We start from the raw sequence: 18,556 nt of genomic DNA on the forward strand, positions 1-18,556 counted from the left end.
TCAAGATTGCAAATAAAAGGTTTTGATTACACTCTGATCAACTTAGTAACCTAAAAACAATAAGTCACACCCTAGACTGGATGTGACTTATTGTTAGGTTTATAGATTATGAGCCTTTTGTTGGCTATTTTCGTAACTAATCTGTTTCTGTTTTCCAAACATGAATAGAAACAATAGACCTACCCCGGCAAAAATAGTATAAATAAAAATTAATTGTCCGTAGCTAATCATTTCTGAAATGAAGCCAAACAGCAAATAACCCAACGTCGAACCGATTTGTGTCGTATTCATGTAAAGCGTAGTTGCTGTACCCGGTGCCTCCGGAATAAAATCCTGAAAGTACGAAATGGCAATCCCAGCAGTAATCGAAACCTGTGCAGCACTTAAGAACTGCAGCGGATAGATCTGCCAAGGCTCGCTGACAAAACCGAATAATAGAAAATAGAGAAATGCAGTAAAAAATCCAATTTTTATTAAGATTGCGTTATCAATTTTCGTTGCCCAGACCCCAACAAGAACCATCAGCGGCACTTCAAAAACGGGTGCTACACTAAAGATGACCCCAACATTCATCTCGGTTCCATGCAAAACTTTGATGACAAACTGTGGCACGTTTAACATGTGAATCGAGGTAGCCGTTGAAAGTAAAAATGCCGCTGCAAGATAACCAAAAATATATGGCCTTTTTATATACTTGCCTACGGATGGAGCCTCTGTTTGAATAACACCTTTTTCACTGGAAACATCCTTTAGGAGAAAAATAATACCAATAAGTGCCAGAAAATAACCTGCGGCTACAAATAGGAATAATCCTTTAAAACCTCCAATTTGAAGAAGCCAAGCACCGAGCGCAGGACCCACTGTCCATGAGAGAGCAAAGAACATCCGAAAGACGTTCATGATAAAGGGCGTATCTTCTTTGGCCACATTAGCTTGTTTTAGCGCATCTCTAGCATACGCCCATAACTGCGGGACGGCAGCTGCTGTTACGCCTAATACAAAAAATCCTGTTAGCCCCAAACCTATATAACTTCTTAAAAAAGCATACAACCCATAACCTACAACCCCTGAAAGCGACGTTGCAATTAATAGCTTTTTTCTGCTCATGCTTGTATCTGACAATTTGGCAATATAGCTGCTGACCATGACCCCGCCGATAGCAGTTATTGTCATAAACAACCCAAACCCGATATTGCTCATTCCCACCTCATCAATGCCAAACAAAGAGGAAAACGGAAGGAAAAACGAGGCAGATAGCCCGAATATAAAGTTAATTAAAAATAAGGCCGGAAAAGAAGGGATATTCCAAACAAGTAGTACTTTTTCTTTCATTTATATACTGATCCCCCTTTCTTTTTTAGTGTCACGAATTAATTTTATGCCAAAAAATTCCCCTTACATGTGATGAATGTTTCCATGTAAGGGGATATTTTTATTAGTTGGCCAAGCCTTCTTTTTTCAAAACTTCCTCAAGTGACTGGATGACGGAATCCGCATCTTCGCCTTCTGCCTTAATTGTAATTTCCGCACCACTAGGAATTCCAAGGGACATGACACCCATGATAGATTTTAGGTTCACTTGCTTTTCCTTGTATGCCAATGATACCTCTGACTTGAATTTTGATGCTGTGCTAACCAATACTGTAGCCGGACGTGCGTGAATTCCAGCTGAATCGATAACTGTAAATGTTTTTTCTGCCATTTTTAAAGGACCTCCAAATGAGAATTTGTGAATTTATTGCTTTAATCCGCGAATCTGAGTGTTCAATCCGCGGATCTAAATGTTCTATCCGCGAATTTGAGTGGTCTATCCGCGATTCTTACGGGCCAATCAGCGAATCTAATTTTCCCTCTTGAAATACATTAAAGGTTCTCACCATTTTTTTCAATAATTTCTTTATACCAAAAATAACTCTTCTTTTTAACACGCCGCAAATCATGCTCGCCTTCTTCATGCTGGTTGACATAAACGAAGCCGTAGCGTTTTTGGAAGCCATTCAGCCAGCTTAATAGATCGGTAAATGACCAAGTACAATAGCCAAGCATCTCAACGCCATCAGTAATTGCTTCTTGAACGGCCTTTAAGTGCGATGCCAGATAGTCAATTCGGTACTCATCATTAACCACATCACCGTCTTCGAGCTTATCATACTCACCTAAGCCATTTTCACTGATAAGAATCGGCAATTTGTATCGGTTTGTGATGCGGCGCAGTCCAATGCGAAGGCCGGTCGGGTCAATATTCCAATCCCAGTTGGTGCGTTCAAGATTCTCGTTTTTAACCGTTTTAAACAATCCAGGAACGCCTGTATCTTGGGAAGTCCCTTTTTTACCTGTGGTGTTAAAGGTTCCTGCTCCAACTCCGCCTTCTAACGGATTCTTTTCATAGGTAGTGGTTTGGTAATAGTTCACACCCATAAAATCAGGCTGGCCAGCCTTTAGTAATTCCAGGTCGCCGCTTTCAAGCTTAGGAGCCAAGCCTTTGCTCTCTAAGTAATTCCACGCAGACTTCGGATATTCACCCCAGGCATACACATCCATCCACCAGTGGCTGTTAAATTCTTCGGCATTCTCGGCCGCCAAAATATCTTCTGGTTTGGAGCTTGCTGGGTAGGCAGGACCATAAGCAAAGCTCGGTCCAATTTTTCCATCAGGAACATATTTGCGGAATTCCTTGATGGCGCTGGCATTTGCCAGGTTAGCATGGTGATTCACTTGATAGAACAGCTTTTCATCCTTCACTCCTGGCGGATGCATCGCTGTCCGGTAGCCCAAACCTGTGAATACATTTTGCTCATTTAAGCTGACCCAGTACTTTACGCGGTCACCAAAGTTCTTATAAAGGGTCACAGCATAATTCGTAAAGTCTTCAACAATTTGGCGGGATTCCCAACCGCCGTATTCATCTTGAAGCGCTTGCGGTAAGTCCCAGTGATAGATTGTCAAAATAGGCTCAATTTTATACTTGATCAGTTCGTTGATCAGGTTATTATAAAATTCGATGCCTTTCTCATTAACTTCCCCTTTACCAGTTGGAAAAATTCGAGTCCAAGCCACTGAAAAGCGGTAGGCCTTCATGCCCATTTCCGCCATTAATCTTACATCCTCTTGATAGCGGTGATAATGGTCAACTGCGACGTCCCCAGTTGTCCCTTTAAAGGTTTTACCCGGGATTCTGACAAATTGATCCCAGTTGGACGGTCCTTTGCCATCTTCATTCCATGCACCTTCTACCTGATAGGCAGCTGATGCTGATCCCCATAGGAAGCCAGCGGGAAAAGGCTTAAGGTTCTCATGTATCATTACGATCTCTCCTTAAATATATGTAGCCATAACAATATAATAAGTTAGTTCCGGTAGAAAAATTCACCGGAACCTTTTGTAGTTTATACAAGTTGAATGTTTTCTGGAAGTTTAACGGTTGTTAAAATTTCAAGCTCTTTTACCCGGTCAACATTATAAGAAGAACCATTTAAAACGGATGTATCAAGATATCCAGGGTGAGCCATTACTTCCACTATTGTACCGTCGGGATAACGCTCCGCCAATTTTTCAAAATAATCAAACGTTGCTGTTTCTCCGTAAAAATCAATTGCCAATACATCGGAAAATGCAGGTACACCTTCAATTTGGACATCTCCGGAACAGCGTACAGGCAGGTTGTATTTTTTCGAAAGTCTTTGAACCACTGGCAGCAGAAGCGGGATACCATGTGCATGGTGGTGAGAATCTATGTGAGTAAGCGGGACACCAGAAGCAAGGAACTTTTCAATTTGAGCAGTCCATTCTTGCTCAACTTGCTCGACATTAAGATTAGGGTCATTAAATACGATGCTATTTTTCTTGAAATATCCTTCCGCATCAACAAGATCAGGTACGTTTGTAAGCGGCTTTCCGCAAGTTAATACAAGGTGAATACCGACTTGAAGTTCAGGATTTTCCTTTGCCAATTCGAAAGCATGCTCTGCACCAGGCATATTGGTCATTAAAGTGGCAGAATTTAAGATACCATATTTATGTGCATCGATAACACCAAAATTAATCGATCTTGAATACCCAAAGTCGTCGCTGTTTACAATTAATTTAATCATTTTAAAGCCCCCTATTTTCTTTGATTAGTGAAAGTGCGTGCTTTAGTACTTCTGCTCCATTGCAGGTTCCGTAATGAACTGTATTAATCATGTCAATCGGAACATTTAGTTCCTTGGCAAACTCTTTAAACTTGGGAACACGATAGCGGATTTGCGGCGCAACTAAAAGAACATCTGCTTCCTTTATTGCTTTTTCCACCGCACCTTCGCCAACTGCGGAAATTTTCGCATCAATTCCCTGTTCTTGTGCACTATTGATCATTTTGGTAACCAGCAGACTCGAAGACATCCCGGCACCACAACATAATAAGATATTCATATCTGCACCTCCGAAAATAGGACCTGAAAGTTCAGGTCCCATCGGTTTAGTTTTTAAAGAATTGCGGTAAGTAATCTTTATGGGCTTCCATCATTTCGTCCACGATTTGCTTGGCAACTTTGTCGCTTGCAACTAACGGGTTAATGGTAAGGGCAAGAACTGCCTTATCATAGTTGCCTTCAACCGCTGCTTCCGCCGCAATACGTTCGAACGATTTAATTTGCTGAACAAGGCCGCGAGCTGCAACTGGAATATCACCCATTGTAATTGGCTTAGGACCGTCTTTTGTAATAATACAGCTTACTTCTACAGCTGAATCATTTGGAATGCTGGCAATAGCACCATTATTCATTGTGTTAACCGGTTGAATGTCACGTTTGTCATTATACATCGAAGAAATCAGACGAACTGCTGCATCAGAATAATAAGCTCCACCGCGCTTTTCTAATTGTGGCGGCTTAATGTTCAGGTTTGGATCTTTGTATAATTCAAACAAATCATCCTCAAGACGCTTAACCACTTCAGCACGAGTGCCTTCTTTTTCAGCGGCTTCGATTGTTTTCTTAACCATTTCTGGCATTTTGTAATAATAGTTGTGATAAGGGCAAGTTAAGGCACCCAGCGCTCTGATGAATTCTGGCTCCCATCCCTGACCTTCAATATTTTTAACAAAGCTGGTGTTTTCCGGGTTCGTCAACATATCAATTACTTGGTCTTTCACACTGACACCATCAACATAAATATCAAGACCGTAAACCATATGGTTCAATCCAGCAAAATCGATGCGTACTCTAGAGTGCTCTACATCCAACAATTTGGCAATTCCCATTTCCATGCCGATTGGAACGTTACAAAGACCGACAACCTTACGGAAGTTGCTATGGCGAAGCACTGCTTCTGTCACCATTCCAGCTGGGTTTGCAAAGTTTACAAGCCATGCATCCGGACAAAGTTCTTCCATATCTTTAACGATGTCAAGGATAACAGGAATCGTACGAAGACCTTTAAATAATCCGCCAGGACCGTTGGTTTCCTGACCTAATACACCATATTTAAGCGGGATCCGCTCATCTTTTGCACGAGCTTCCAAAAGTCCGACACGTAATTGAGTAGTTACGAAATCGGCATCTTTTAAAGCTGCGCGGCGATCTAAAGTTAAATGAACTTCAACTGGAAGACCGGCTTTTTCAAACATCCGCTTAGCCAAATTTCCTACGATTTCAAGCTTTTCACGGCCTTCTTCAACATCGACAAGCCATAGTTCACGTAATGGCAGTTCATCATATCGTTTAATAAAACCTTCTACTAATTCTGGAGTATAGCTGGAACCCCCACCAATTGTGGCAATTTTAATTGTTTTTTTAGTCATTTTTATTCCTCCAACCTTTTACTAGTTATTCATTTCTTGACGGATTTCAACTAATTCTCTTGCCAAATCCTTCAATGTCATCGCAGTCATTAAATGGTCTTGGGCATGAACCAGAATGATTGGAATGTCGAAGCTTTCTCCGCCTGCTTCGGCTTGAATTAATTGTGTTTGAAAATGATGAGCTTCGTTCAATTCTTTTTCAGACTCGTTTAACTTTTCATTTGCTTCATCAAAGTTTTTATCCTTTGCAGCATAAATGGCTTCCATTGCCAGGCTTCTGGCATTGCCACTGTGTAAAATCAATTGGAAACTTAAACCATATAGTTCTTCTTTTGTCATTATGCTCACACCTTTTTAGAAGTTTCAAAGAATAAGAGCCTGCCGTTTGGCAAGCCCTCATTCAATTTTCAAGACAAAATCATTATGCTGCGTTATTATTTGCTTCGTTTTCTTGCTTAACTAGTGTTTTGTCATAAGCTTTCATGAATGGGAAGTAAATTGCGAATGCGATCGCGAAGTTTACAAGCTGCATTACTAGAGCTGAAACCTTACCAGTTGCTAAGAAACCGCCTAGGAAGATAGGAGTTGTCCACGGCGGAACTGCTCCATTTGGTTTCGCTACACCAAAGAACTCCATACCCACATAAGTGGAAATTACAATTGCAAGTGGTGTTAGTACAAACGGAACCATCATAACTGGGTTCATTACTACTGGCATACCGAATGTGATTGGTTCGTTGATGTTGAAGATACCAGGTCCAATTGACAGACGTCCTAATTGCTTTAATTGCTGACTCTTTGCAAAGAATACCATTCCGACTACAAGTGCTAAAGTTGCACCAGAACCACCTACGTGAACAAAGATTTCCAAGAATTGTCCAGTAAAGATGTGAGGAACTTCTTGACCTGCTTGCATTGCAGCAGCATTTTCAGCAGCAGCTGAAAGCCAGATTGGGCTCATTACCCCACCGACAATACTTGCACCATGAAGACCAGTTGTCCATAACAATTCAATTAAGAATACAACGACTAGAGTTCCAAGTAATGTTCCACTTAAATTGCTTAATGGCTGTTGCAGTAAATCTTTGACGACATTGTGAATACTTTGGAAATCAGTTTGTTCGATTCCGATACGTAACAACCAGAAAATGATGATGACTGCAAAACCTGGGATTAATGCTACGAATGATTTTGATACACTTGGCGGAACACCATCAGGCATTTTGATAATGATATCCCTTTGAATGATAAATCGATAGATTTCAGTTGATAATAGACCAACAATGATTGCAACGAACAATCCGCCTGACCCTGTTAAAGCGGTTGGGATAACACCAGTTACATCTACAGTGCTCTTATCAGCAAGAGTGAAAACAGTTTGGAAAGGTGTTACCATCAAGAATGTTACAAGAGATACTGCACCGGCAGTAAGCCCGTCCACTTTGTAACTTTCAGCAAGCCGATAGGCTATACCAAAGGCTGCAACAAGTGCCATTGTATTAAAGGTTGCATCATAAGGGTAATTCAAGATATTCTGCCAGAATGGGCTTGTAATCATGTATTGACGCTCTGCGTCACCGAACCATGGAAGCCATCTGATAACCAAGAAAATTGAACCGATAATTAATAGTGGCATTGTAAGGATAAGACCGTCACGCAACGCTTGCAAGTGTCTTTGACCAGCAACTTTAGCTGCGACAGGCATAACCTTGTTTTCTAGGAAATTATTAACTTTGCTCATTTATTTCACTCCCTTATTTTTTCACTAGATTTTGTGCAAATTTCACTACTTCTGGGCCATTACACATTCCATAATGAACTGGATTGATGGCATCAACCGGGATTCCTTTTTCTGCTCCGAGTTTCTTCATATTAGGAAGCATGTAACGAACTTGTGGTCCTAGAAGAAGTACATCTGCGTTTCCAATGTGATTGGTAATTTCACTTGCGCCTACTGCCCAGATTTTTGCTTCGATTCCTTGATCCTTTGCATACGCTTCCATCTTTGTTACTAAAAGGCTGGTTGACATTCCTGCTGCACAACATAATAAGATATTCATTGTTAGTAATACCCCCTAAAAGTATTTTGAAAATATATTCAAGAGAGACAATCATGGGTAATAATAATTTTAATAATAGCTGATTCGTCTTGCTCTTAAGTTGCTTCCCTCTTGATGTCTTTATAATAAATTAAAAGCGTTTTCATTTGAACACAACCTTTTTCCGTTACGCAACGGAAATGGTTAAAAAGAATTGTCTGATAATAGGAAACGGTTTCGAAAAAAGTATCTATTTATCAAAAAAACAGGAAGGATGAGCACGGCAGCTCATCCTTCCTGTTTTGAATCATATAATTCCTTTGCCAGTTTGAATACTTCCTTTCCATTAACCGTTCCATAATGGACCGTATTGATGACCGCTACCGGGATGCCTCTTTCCTTTCCCTCACGTTGAAAATCCGAAAGCAAATAGCGGACCTGTGGTCCCAATAACAAAACATCTGCCTGATCAATATGTCTTGTTACTGTATCAATCGCAACCGCCCAAATATTACTGTCAATTCCCTGCTCCAGTGCACACTTTTTCATTTTTGAAACCAATAGACTTGAGGACATTCCGACCGAACAACATAATAATATATTCATGTTTCCCCCCTGGTTCAGCAATCAAGCTTTTTGAAAAATCGCTTCAAGTTCTTTGAAGGTTTTACATTTAATCAACTGCTGAACCACTTGGCTATCATCAATTATTTGTACTAACATATCATACATGCTTTGCAGGTCTGTTGTGCTATTTTTTTCAACGTTTAACAGGCAGATTAATTGCACCCGTTTCCCGCCCCAATCAATTGGCTTTTGCAGCGTACAAATCGTCCAAAAGGTCGAATCTGTTTTGGGTGTTATGGGATGTGGGATCGCCACAAAATTTCCATAGCTCGTTGGCGACAGTGCTTCCCGCTCCAAGACACTATCAAGATAATGGTCATCTACAAGGCCGATTGATTTCAGTTTATCCCCCAAAAATTTGAGAACTTCCTCTTTAGTGTCAAAATTCAGTTGCAGAAAAACTAACTCTTCTTTGAGATATTTTAGTTTTTGATTAGGAAGTTCCATAATGACGGTTTCAATTTTCTCCAAGTCATTTCCCCCAAGGATGGTATTGACTTGAATCACCGGTATTGGCAATTGCTTTGGGATCGGAATGGTACTAATCAGAAAGTCCAATGAATGAACGGGTATCCGCCCAAGCTTATAAAAATCAGTTGTGCCGACAATTTCAATTTTTGATCCAAACTTGGCTTGGATTTTTGAGGCGAGCAGGCGGGCACTGCCCACACCTGATGCACACACAATCATGCATTTTTTCGGGCGATTGTCGATTTTTTGATTTTCCATGGCGGCACCTAAATGCAAAGCCAAATAGCCCATCTCATTTTCATTAATTTCGATATTTAATTTTCGTTTTAAGACCATTCCGGCAATGACAGCAGCTTGAAAAGCCGCTGGGTATTTTGATTTAATATCATCAAGCAGAGGATTTGGCAGATTAATCCCATAATGAAAGCGATGAATTGCCGGACGCAGGTGCAGGCTCAAGGCAACGAACAATTCTTGGTCGTCTTTAATATGTAAACAGAGCTCTTCATCAACCGTATCAATAATTTCCGTTACGATATCGTAAATCTGCTGATCGATAATACTCTGAATTTCAGTCTCGTCCAAATGAAGTTCCGTTACCATTTTCGTGCCAAGTAAATGAATCGTGACATAAGCGATTTCCGTTTCTGGAAAAGACACGCCCAATTCACGTTCAAGCTTGAGGACAATTTCCTCAGCCACTTTATATTGTTTTTGTTTCTTCAATTCGGCCAATTCATTCGTAACCATCGACACATATTTTTCATTCTTAATCCGATTAAATGCAATAGCAATATGAATGACAAGATTATTTAATCCGATATCCGACAAGGCAATATTATGTAAAATAATACGATCTAACACAATTTCTCTAATGGTGTTCAGGTCTTCCTTCAGGAAAACATTTTTATGATCGAGCTCCATATCATTTTCGATATTTTCAAAAATTTGATCGGCAATACATAACCGAAGCTTGAATTCTTCCCCATTCACCTTTAACCCGAAGTTCGGTTTGCTTTCAAGTGTAATTCCGTAGCGGCGGAAGACGTCCTTTACATCTTTTAAATCATTCTGCAAGGTCGATTTGCTGATAAATAATTCATCGGCAATCGTCTCCAGTTTTATATATTCTTCTGTCAGCAACAGACGCTTGATAACGTACCGAACCCGATCCTCTGGCAATGTAGGAATCTCACCATTTTTCTCAAGCTTGTTATCTGCCGCCTCTTGCAGTAATTGACGGAACAAATGGTCATCATGTACGAGCAGCTGATAGCCTGTCCCGCGAATAGACTTAACTTCCGCGCCAAAGTCTTTCACAATCGACTCAAGCTCCCTTACATCATTACGAATGGTTCTTGAAGTAACATCAAGCACCTTCGCCAAATATTCACTTGTAACTGGAGTATCCGCTTTCATTAATTCACGTATTATAACCGTCATCCGAGTATTTAACATTATAATCCCCGTTTCTGAATATCAAATGCCAATGTTTCTATATATAATCTTATCATACCATTTTCCTATTTATAAGGGGAACCTATGCAAGTCGTTTTAATATGGTTAAAAATGAATTTTGGGTTATGATAAGCATGTGAATGGATATTTTTTTACGAGGAGTTAGAAAAATGACAAACAACGAAAAGTACATTGGTTATATTGGAAGCTATACCAAAGGAGAAAGTAAAGGCATCTACTCTTTTACCTTAAATACGAAGGAAAGAAAAATAGAGGACGTGCGTGTTGCCGCTGAGCTGAGTAATCCTACATACTTAACGATCTCGAAGGATAATCGCTATTTATATGCTGTCGCAAAAGATGGTGACAACGGTGGAATTGCGGCTTTTTCTGTAAGCGATAACGGAGAATTGACGGCTCTTAATCTTGAAGTCAGTGAAGGTGCTCCGCCTTGTCATGTAAGTGTTGATAGTGAGAGCAAGTTTGTGTTCGGGGCTAACTATCATAAAGGCTCTGTTGAGTCACACTTGATTAACCAAGAGAACGGTTCGATATCACCTGCGATTTCAGTTATCAAGCATGAAGGCCGAGGCCCGGACCCACGTCAGGAGAAGGCACACACTCATTATGCTGGATTCACTCCAGATGAAAAGTATGTTGCAGTTGTGGAATTAGGAACAGATGCATTGATTACATATAGCGTGGCGGAAAGTGGTACTTTAACAAAGGTTAAACTGCTGCCTTTGAAAGCTGGAAGCGGTCCGCGCCACATTACCTTCCATCCAAATGGCAAATGGGCTTACTTAATGACAGAATTTAGCTCCGAAGTCATTGCGTTAAATTATGATGGTGAAACCGGGCATTTTTCCGAAAAGCAGTATATCTCGACCTTGCCTGAAGGCTTTAGTGAAAATAACCAGGGCAGTGCAATTCATATTTCCTCAGATGGCCGGTTTGTATATGCGGGAAATCGCGGGCATAACAGTATTGCGGTGTTTAGTGTGAATGGGGAAACCGGTGAATTAACGTTTGTTGAGCACGTTTCCACTGAGGGCGACTGGCCGCGTGATTTTGCTTTGGATCCTTCTGAAAAGTTTATTGTGGCTTCTAATCAGGAGTCGGGGAATTTGGCGTTGTTTGAGCGGGATGAGGAGTCAGGAAGATTGACGTTGCTGCAGTCGGGGGTTAAGGCTCCTGAGGCAGTTTGTGTGAAGTTTTTGAATGTGTAAGGGTAAAGACAGGGTAGGCTTTGGGGCTTATTCTGTTTTTGTTTTTTGGACTATTTGAGTAATCTTTTTAATTAGTTTATAATGTTCTTTAATAAGAACATATAAATCAAGCGGTCCAGTCCGTTTGTAAGGAGTCATGATGAATGATTTACAAAGAACATCTAGTCGGATTACTCGCCGCACATTTCTAAAACATTCTAGTAAGATTTTAGCTGGCCTAATCACCACGAGCTTGGCAGGAGGAGTCTATTCATATAAATGGGAACGATTTCGTTATGAAATAAAGGAGATTGATTTAAAGGTAAAATACCTACCGGCTGCCTTTGAAGGCTGGAGAATCGTTCAATTTAGTGATATCCATATGGGGTTCTTTTATGGGGAGGAAGATTTTAAACCAGTTGTAAAAATGATTAATCGATTAAAACCGGATATTATCTTTTTCACTGGTGATCTTATAGAAGCGGGAAATCGGCAGCCTGAACGTTATATACCACTATTGCAAGAGTTAGAGACTCCCCGCGGTGGGAAATGGGCGGTTATCGGGAATCATGATATGTCTATTAAAGATAAAGTAACCTGGGTGTTGCAAAACTCTGGTTTTACAGTTTTAGATAATATTCATGCTAAGATTGAGACTGGCCAACAACACCTGTATATTGCTGGCATCGATGACGTAATGTATGGATTCCCTAATATTGAACAAGCAGTCGAAGGGATTCCGATTGATACATGTGTTTTATTGCTTGCCCATGAGCCTGACATTGCCGATGAATGCAGCCGTTACCCCATTAGTGCCCAGTTTTCAGGCCACTCACATGGGGGACAAGTGCGTTTGCCATTCTTGGGTTCCCTTATAAAACAAAGGCTGGCCAGTACATATGATCATGGACTCTATCAAGTTGGAGAAAGTAAAATGCCTTTATATGTGAACCGAGGCATAGGGACAACCAACCTTCCAGTTCGGTTGTTTTGTAGACCGGAGATTACGGTGTTCCGTTTAACTAAAAATCTATAAATAAAAAGAGGGAAATGGTGAACTGCACCCCAAATTTTAGACACAGTCTAAAGTTTGGAGGTGTTTTTCTTTTGGTTAAATATTCATCTGAATTTAAAATTCAGGCTGTAAAAACCTATTTAAATGGAATGGAAGGAGGAGATGCAATTGCCGAAAGGCTCGGCATCAGTCGTGGTCTGTTCTGGAATTGGGTTAATCCATACAGGAATCATGGGGAGAATGCTTTTAATAAGGGGTACACAAATCACCCTTTACAGTATAAACTAGACGTACTAAATTTTATGCTAGACAATGGGACGTCAATAAATGAGACCGCTGCTATTTTCAATATACCTTCTCCCTCTACGATCCTCCAATGGAGCCGTGACTTTGAAGAAGGTGGAATTGACGCCCTAAAACCAAAGAAAAAGGGGCGTCCATCCATGAAAAAGGAATCTAAAAAGAATCAGCCGGTAGAAGGATCGGAAGAAGCGTTACGGGCAGAGATTGAGCGTTTACGGATGGAGAATGCTTATTTAAAAAAGTTGAATGCCTTAGTTCAAGAAAAGGAAAAGTTACAGAACAAGACAAAGCGCAAGTAATATTTGAATTAAGGCATGAATTTAAAGTCATCGATCTGGTGAAGGTGGCTGGTATTGCGCGCAGTACCTATTATTACTGGATTAACCAACTAAATCGCCCAGATAAGTATGCGGAAGTAAAAGAATTGATTAAGCAAATTTTTGAAGAACATCAAGGAAGATATGGATATCGTCGCATTACAATGGAATTACATAATCGAGGATTAAAGATAAATCATAAAACAGTTCAACGCTTGATGAAGAAAATGGGGTTAAAAAGTTTGGTACGTATGAAAAAGTATCGCTCATATCGAGGACAAGTAGGTAAAGTTGCACCAAATATATTAGAACGTAATTTTACAGCTTCTAAACCAAACGAGAAATGGGTCACGGACGTCACTGAGTTTCATTTACATGGAGAGAAACTATATTTATCCCCAATTCTTGATTTATATAACGGAGAAATTATAGCCTACAACATAGAAAGCCGCCCTGTTTATCCACTTGTTTCTAAGATGTTGGACAAGGCTTTTGAACGCTTAAGCAAAGGGGACACCCCCCTACTACATTCTGATCAAGGCTGGCATTATCAGATGAAGCAGTATCAAATTGCATTAAAGGAACATGGAATCATTCAAAGTATGTCCCGAAAGGGGAACTGCCTGGATAACGCAGTCATGGAGAATTTCTTTGGCTTATTAAAGTCTGAATGCACTATATATAAAAGAATTTGAGAGTATGGAGCATTTTAAACAAGAATTAAACAATTATATTTATTACTATAATCACAAGCGGATTAAGGCAAAATTAAAAGGCATGAGCCCGGTTCAGTACCGTACTCATGCCCAAGCAGCCTAATGAAATAACGTGTCTAACTTTATGGGGTCACTTCAATGGTTCCCCTCTTTTTGCTATTTATGGGACATCAAGGTGTTAAAGATTCCAGTAATTCTCTTCCTATATAAGGACAGCAGCATTCTAAAAAAGGTGGAGCCTTTGGGATTAGAATCAAGCTGAGAGGAAAGTTCATACACTGATGGCCAAAGCCAGTTACTTATCTCTACGAAACTATGTTTAATGGAATCATAGCTAAAGAATTGATATTCAATAAAATCATAATACCGCTTCAATCCTTTCGTTTCCCGGTATTCCCAATAGGTCTTTTTCTTTCTTAAAGGAAATGACTTAATTTGCTCCAGATGAGGAAATTGTTGATATACAATGGATAATGTTCGATGCATTCTTTTAAAGGTTTGGTGAGAAGCAGCCAATTGAAAAATTTGTTCAAAATCCAATTCCCCACCATTCTTTTCAATCACTTGAATGATATCTAAAAAATATTTCATCGAATCCAAATTGTGCCTCCAACCATGAAGGCAAATCATGTAAAAAGTATGGTTGATAGATAGCTCATATACATGTTTGAATTGACCTATCGGTTTCGCCTGCAACCATAAATCGTTAATTTCAAAGTTTGAAGTGTTGTTTTTAACAAGGCTCCAGTGCAATTCCACTACTAACGGAACCTCTGAAAAAGGGAGTGGCTTGCTAAAGCTGTAGTGAAAATGGCCTGGTATCTGCTCTTCTTCAACGGTAAAGCCTAAAGATTGGATCAAATTAATAGCCTTATCAAGGTCATGATACTTAAGCAGTAAATCAATGTCAGAGGTTGCCCTGGCGCCAATATGGCCAAAGAATTTTTCTGCAAAATAAACACCTTTAAGCGGAATAACATCCATCCCATTATCCTCAAATACTCTTAAAATATGTTCGGTTTGATTTTTAATAAATAGATTTTGAAATAGGTCCTTATCATATTGTTCCTTTAATTTATTTTGAAAAAAAGAAGGCGCCTCCTCAAGCCTTCCTCTCTGCTTTAGTAAATAGTAAATCTGTGAAAAGACCCAGTCCTGCTCAATGACTTGTAGGGCATTTATATAAAAATCTTCATTACGAGGCAAAGGTAATTTTGAATCATAAAGGATTTTAACAGCACTTTCACCCATGAACTACCCTCGCTTTCTATTTTGAAACCAATGATAAACGATTTGCCTGTTTTGAATTAAAGGTTGTTTCATTAAGTTTTTGATATAAGCCCCTTTGTTTCATTAACTCATTATGGGTACCCTGTTGAACAATTTCCCCTTTATCCAAAACCAAAATTAAATCGGCATTTTGGATGGTGGATAATCTGTGGGCAATGATGATTGTTGTCCTTCCCTTCATTAGTTCATCCAATGCCTCTTTCACATGAAATTCCGTTTCTCCATCCAATGCCGAGGTTGCTTCGTCTAAGAGAAGGAATGGAGCATCCTTTAAGATTGCCCGGGCTATCGCCACTCTTTGTTTCTGTCCACCGGATAACTTAATCCCATTCTCACCGATTTCTGTGTCATACCCTTTTGGAAGAGATAGGATAAAGTCATGAATTTCCGCCCTTATGGACGCCTCCACCATTTCCTTCTCAGTAATGTTTGGCCTAGCAATCATAAGATTCTCCCTGACAGTTCCTGAAAAGAGAAAGGATTCCTGCGGTACTAGGGCAATTGAGCTTCTTAATTCAGATACTGTGAATTTAGAAAGGGGTTTACCTGCAATTCGTATATCCCCTATTTGTGGCTTGTAAAATCCTTGTAAAAGATTGAATAATGTACTCTTTCCGGCACCGCTAGGACCCACCAAGGCTATAACTTTCCCTTCAGGAATTTCTAAATTGAAATCTTCAAATACATGATGATCTTTCACATAACTAAAGGTAACATTATCAAACACGATGGATCCTGTTACTTTTTGGGATGGGACAAAGGAGGGAAGCTCCACCAAGTCAGCCGGTTTGTCCAGAACATCAAGCACCCTTTCAAGTGCCGCAACTGACCGTTGGAACCCCGCCCAAACATTGGCCATTCCCGTAATAGGGTAGAACAAGTGAGTGACCAAATTAAGAAATGTGAGTAAGGCTCCCACCGTCAGTTCTCCCTTCGAAACAAACAACGCTCCAATGGACAAATTAATTATAAAAGTGATGTACCCTATAATTTGTTCACCTGTAGAATACCAATTTTGCAACTTGGCGTTCTCCAATTCCAATTGAAGTAATTCCTGATTTTGCTTTTCAAATTTTTCATATTGAAATTTTTCTAATGTAAAAGAGCGGATGATGGTAAAACCATGAAAAGTCTCATTTAAGAGACTATTAATATTTCCAATTAAACGGTGAATTAATCTACCATTTTTCCTGAGCAACAGTCCAAATAAAATGCCAGAAATGGCTGCTATTGGCGCAACGATTAAACTAACCAAGCATAGTGTGAAATTAATGTTTGCCAAATAAATAAACACAACAGTATAAATAATCGGCAGTCTTATGAGGCTTATTAGACTGCTGCCAATTACTCCGTCGACTCCATGGATATCATTGGAAAAGTGGGACATTAATTCACCGGATTGATAATTAGAAACATCCCCAGTAGGCAATCTTAAGATATGGTGAAAAAAATAATTTTTAAGGTCCATTTTCACAGCATTTGTCGCAATCAAATTAAAATATGTATAGGAAACTTTTGAAACAATGCTCACCAGAATCAAACTAATTCCATAAGGAACTAATGAGAGAATTTGTTTATACCCTCCATGCAGTGCCGCATCTGTTATCTGACCATAAAACTTCGCAAATGCGATGGTTAAATAGATATCCACCCCTAATAAAAGGAGGATCATTGCATAGGCTTTCCATCTCTTGATGACAAAAGGAAAAACAAACGAAAGAACCCTGCGCATATCCTTCATGGAAAAATACTGCTTTAGTAGTGAATCTATTTGTTTCTTCATGGTTAGGACACTCCACTTTAGATTAATATTGCAAATGGGCCTTTCTATTTAAATGTTTCCTGAGCAGACCTGTTAGTGCTGGAAAAGCAAGAATCATATTTCCCCATATACGGGCGATCAACTGATCCTGTGTTATTCGTTTCCGTTGCTTCTGCACATACACCAACTTTCCAATCATACGCTCCACCTCAATCGGCTGATCAAAACCAAGGTTTGTATCCCCTTTTAAAAGCAATTTAGATTGGTGAGTCCTGACAAACCGATGGGCAATTAATTGTCCAGTTGGAGAGACGTACAGAATAATATCACCTTTTTTTATCGTTAAAGGGTCACAATGGATAAAACGACATAAGTTCCCTTGCCGGATAAATGGAAACATACTATTCCCAGACGCAGGCAGATCTAACCAGCCATACTTCTCAATAACTGATTTAAAAAAATGAAATGATTGATCATCAATCAGCATGTTGGATCAACCCACATTGAAGGAGGTGCTCAAGAAATCCTTCAATATCATGTTTCACCTGCTGCTTACCTTCAGCGGTCGGAAACTGTTCAAATATCGATTTTGCAAGGGATTCTGCTGTTTGGGACTCATTTAGAAGTGACCAGCAAAAACCGCCAATATCATTTAATTTCGTTATGGTGTACTGATTAGTATTTAATATAATCCATTCTCCATCAAGCACTGTAGCATCACAATTAGCCGTTTGAATATATTGAGTCGTCATGATATTAACTCCCAAAATGTATTATTTTTTTGAAAATGAAGTTCATATACAGGAACCTGCTGCACCAACATGGCAATCAGCTTAACAATTATTTTTGCTTCCTCCTGACTATGCGGCCAAAAAAACACTTTATCCATTAAATGAAGTAAGGCATCAGATTTTCCTATTCTAAACCGACTGTTTACAAGTGCCTGGTACAGAATTTGGATACTTGCCAATTCGATATTCTCTTTAAATGTATCCGCTTTTAGTTCACTTCTGAAAGGGGAATTAAACACTTTTATCCCATTTGGGGTAATCTTTATGAGACTCGCTTCATCCGAAAGAAGCTGCCGAGGGTATGAAAGTTTTGCAGCTGTTGATTTACCCGCTCCAGAATGACCTGCAAAAATATGAGCTTTTCCATCTTCAATCGCACAGGAGGAATGGATTAATAAACCCCATTGATGGTAAGCAATGAAAGAACTGTACAAATTGGTTAATGCGTGTTTTAAGGCCAATTCATCATAGACTGATATTGTTGCAAACTTATATTCCTTGTCTACCTCTATAAGATAATCTGCCCTACGATAAATTATCCTTTCTGTGTTTTTGGAAACTTCAACCTCATAATTTAAAAATGGGACACCAAAGCCGGCGTTTATTTTAATGGTTAAATCAGGTTTATATCGAGTAGCTATTATATTATTGTTAAAATTCTGGTTTAATTCATCTATTAAGTAGCTTGATTTACAAATTAAATAAATAAGGTGATCGCCAATTTTCGTAAACCATTTTTTCATATTGGCCTCCTTAGAAAAGTCTTTATTAGTAAAAGGG

18 protein-coding genes and 1 pseudogene are annotated in these 18,556 nt (G+C 39.5%); 3 read left to right on the forward strand and 16 right to left on the reverse strand.

The window, feature by feature from the left end:
* Nucleotides 1-99 precede the first annotated feature (99 nt).
* The 11 genes from ACZ43M_RS22325 to ACZ43M_RS22375 form a co-directional block, all read right to left on the reverse strand.
* Nucleotides 100-1,332: a sugar efflux transporter gene (locus ACZ43M_RS22325; protein ID WP_464504707.1), complete on the reverse strand. Its 1,233-nt coding sequence runs from the start codon at nucleotides 1,330-1,332 to the stop codon at nucleotides 100-102.
* Nucleotides 1,333-1,435: 103 nt separating this feature from the next.
* Complete coding sequence (locus ACZ43M_RS22330; RefSeq protein ID WP_464504708.1) at nucleotides 1,436-1,702, reverse strand: phosphocarrier protein HPr; 267 nt, start codon at nucleotides 1,700-1,702, stop codon at nucleotides 1,436-1,438.
* Nucleotides 1,703-1,863: 161 nt separating this feature from the next.
* Nucleotides 1,864-3,303: a glycoside hydrolase family 1 protein gene (locus ACZ43M_RS22335; protein ID WP_464504709.1), complete on the reverse strand. Its 1,440-nt coding sequence runs from the start codon at nucleotides 3,301-3,303 to the stop codon at nucleotides 1,864-1,866.
* A gap of 83 nt (nucleotides 3,304-3,386) precedes the next feature.
* Nucleotides 3,387-4,091: a chitin disaccharide deacetylase gene (gene chbG, locus ACZ43M_RS22340; RefSeq protein ID WP_464504710.1), complete on the reverse strand. Its 705-nt coding sequence runs from the start codon at nucleotides 4,089-4,091 to the stop codon at nucleotides 3,387-3,389.
* Between the two features lies 1 nt (nucleotide 4,092).
* Nucleotides 4,093-4,410 carry a PTS sugar transporter subunit IIB gene (locus ACZ43M_RS22345; protein WP_464504711.1) on the reverse strand — a complete coding sequence of 106 codons (318 nt, stop codon included), beginning with the start codon at nucleotides 4,408-4,410 and terminating at the stop codon, nucleotides 4,093-4,095.
* 46 nt (nucleotides 4,411-4,456) lie between these two features.
* Nucleotides 4,457-5,779 carry a 6-phospho-beta-glucosidase gene (locus tag ACZ43M_RS22350; RefSeq protein ID WP_464504712.1) on the reverse strand — a complete coding sequence of 441 codons (1,323 nt, stop codon included), beginning with the start codon at nucleotides 5,777-5,779 and terminating at the stop codon, nucleotides 4,457-4,459.
* Between the two features lie 21 nt (nucleotides 5,780-5,800).
* The gene (locus tag ACZ43M_RS22355; protein ID WP_066314061.1) at nucleotides 5,801-6,118 is read right to left on the reverse strand and encodes a PTS sugar transporter subunit IIA; all 318 of its coding nucleotides are present in this window, start codon (nucleotides 6,116-6,118) and stop codon (nucleotides 5,801-5,803) included.
* 82 nt (nucleotides 6,119-6,200) lie between these two features.
* Nucleotides 6,201-7,520: a PTS cellobiose transporter subunit IIC gene (gene celB, locus ACZ43M_RS22360; RefSeq protein WP_464504713.1), complete on the reverse strand. Its 1,320-nt coding sequence runs from the start codon at nucleotides 7,518-7,520 to the stop codon at nucleotides 6,201-6,203.
* A gap of 13 nt (nucleotides 7,521-7,533) precedes the next feature.
* The gene (locus tag ACZ43M_RS22365) at nucleotides 7,534-7,839 is read right to left on the reverse strand and encodes a lactose/cellobiose PTS transporter subunit IIB (protein ID WP_464504714.1); all 306 of its coding nucleotides are present in this window, start codon (nucleotides 7,837-7,839) and stop codon (nucleotides 7,534-7,536) included.
* A 267-nt stretch (nucleotides 7,840-8,106) separates the two neighbouring features.
* Nucleotides 8,107-8,424 (reverse strand): lactose/cellobiose PTS transporter subunit IIB, encoded by a 318-nt coding sequence (locus ACZ43M_RS22370; RefSeq protein ID WP_464504715.1) that lies wholly within the window; start codon nucleotides 8,422-8,424, stop codon nucleotides 8,107-8,109.
* A 21-nt stretch (nucleotides 8,425-8,445) separates the two neighbouring features.
* The gene (locus ACZ43M_RS22375) at nucleotides 8,446-10,374 is read right to left on the reverse strand and encodes a BglG family transcription antiterminator (protein WP_464504716.1); all 1,929 of its coding nucleotides are present in this window, start codon (nucleotides 10,372-10,374) and stop codon (nucleotides 8,446-8,448) included.
* A gap of 170 nt (nucleotides 10,375-10,544) precedes the next feature.
* On the opposite strand from ACZ43M_RS22375, the gene ACZ43M_RS22380 reads away from it, so the two are divergent.
* From ACZ43M_RS22380 to ACZ43M_RS22390, 3 genes and pseudogenes are all read left to right on the forward strand, one after another.
* Nucleotides 10,545-11,603 carry a lactonase family protein gene (locus ACZ43M_RS22380; protein ID WP_464504717.1) on the forward strand — a complete coding sequence of 353 codons (1,059 nt, stop codon included), beginning with the start codon at nucleotides 10,545-10,547 and terminating at the stop codon, nucleotides 11,601-11,603.
* 136 nt (nucleotides 11,604-11,739) lie between these two features.
* The gene (locus tag ACZ43M_RS22385) at nucleotides 11,740-12,618 is read left to right on the forward strand and encodes a metallophosphoesterase (RefSeq protein ID WP_464504718.1); all 879 of its coding nucleotides are present in this window, start codon (nucleotides 11,740-11,742) and stop codon (nucleotides 12,616-12,618) included.
* 71 nt (nucleotides 12,619-12,689) lie between these two features.
* Nucleotides 12,690-14,036: pseudogene (locus tag ACZ43M_RS22390) on the forward strand (IS3 family transposase).
* Between the two features lie 53 nt (nucleotides 14,037-14,089).
* Here the strand turns inward: ACZ43M_RS22390 and ACZ43M_RS22395 are convergent.
* The 5 genes from ACZ43M_RS22395 to ACZ43M_RS22415 are packed head-to-tail and all read right to left on the reverse strand — an operon-like array spanning nucleotide 14,090 to nucleotide 18,519.
* Entirely contained in the window at nucleotides 14,090-15,184 is a 1,095-nt protein-coding gene (locus ACZ43M_RS22395) for a nucleotidyltransferase family protein (RefSeq protein ID WP_464504719.1), read from the reverse strand.
* A 16-nt stretch (nucleotides 15,185-15,200) separates the two neighbouring features.
* The gene (locus tag ACZ43M_RS22400) at nucleotides 15,201-17,006 is read right to left on the reverse strand and encodes an ABC transporter ATP-binding protein (protein WP_464504720.1); all 1,806 of its coding nucleotides are present in this window, start codon (nucleotides 17,004-17,006) and stop codon (nucleotides 15,201-15,203) included.
* Nucleotides 17,007-17,028: 22 nt separating this feature from the next.
* On the reverse strand, nucleotides 17,029-17,472 hold the full coding sequence (locus tag ACZ43M_RS22405) for a S24/S26 family peptidase (RefSeq protein ID WP_464504721.1): 444 nt from the start codon (nucleotides 17,470-17,472) through the stop codon (nucleotides 17,029-17,031).
* Nucleotides 17,462-17,737: a PqqD family protein gene (locus tag ACZ43M_RS22410; RefSeq protein ID WP_464504722.1), complete on the reverse strand. Its 276-nt coding sequence runs from the start codon at nucleotides 17,735-17,737 to the stop codon at nucleotides 17,462-17,464. Before ACZ43M_RS22410 ends, ACZ43M_RS22405 begins: the two co-directional genes overlap by 11 nt.
* Entirely contained in the window at nucleotides 17,734-18,519 is a 786-nt protein-coding gene (locus ACZ43M_RS22415) for a hypothetical protein (RefSeq protein ID WP_464504723.1), read from the reverse strand. The genes ACZ43M_RS22410 and ACZ43M_RS22415 overlap by 4 nt, the downstream gene beginning before the upstream one ends.
* Between the last annotated feature and the right edge of the window lie 37 nt (nucleotides 18,520-18,556).

Source organism: Neobacillus sp. B24 (assembly GCF_055381825.1).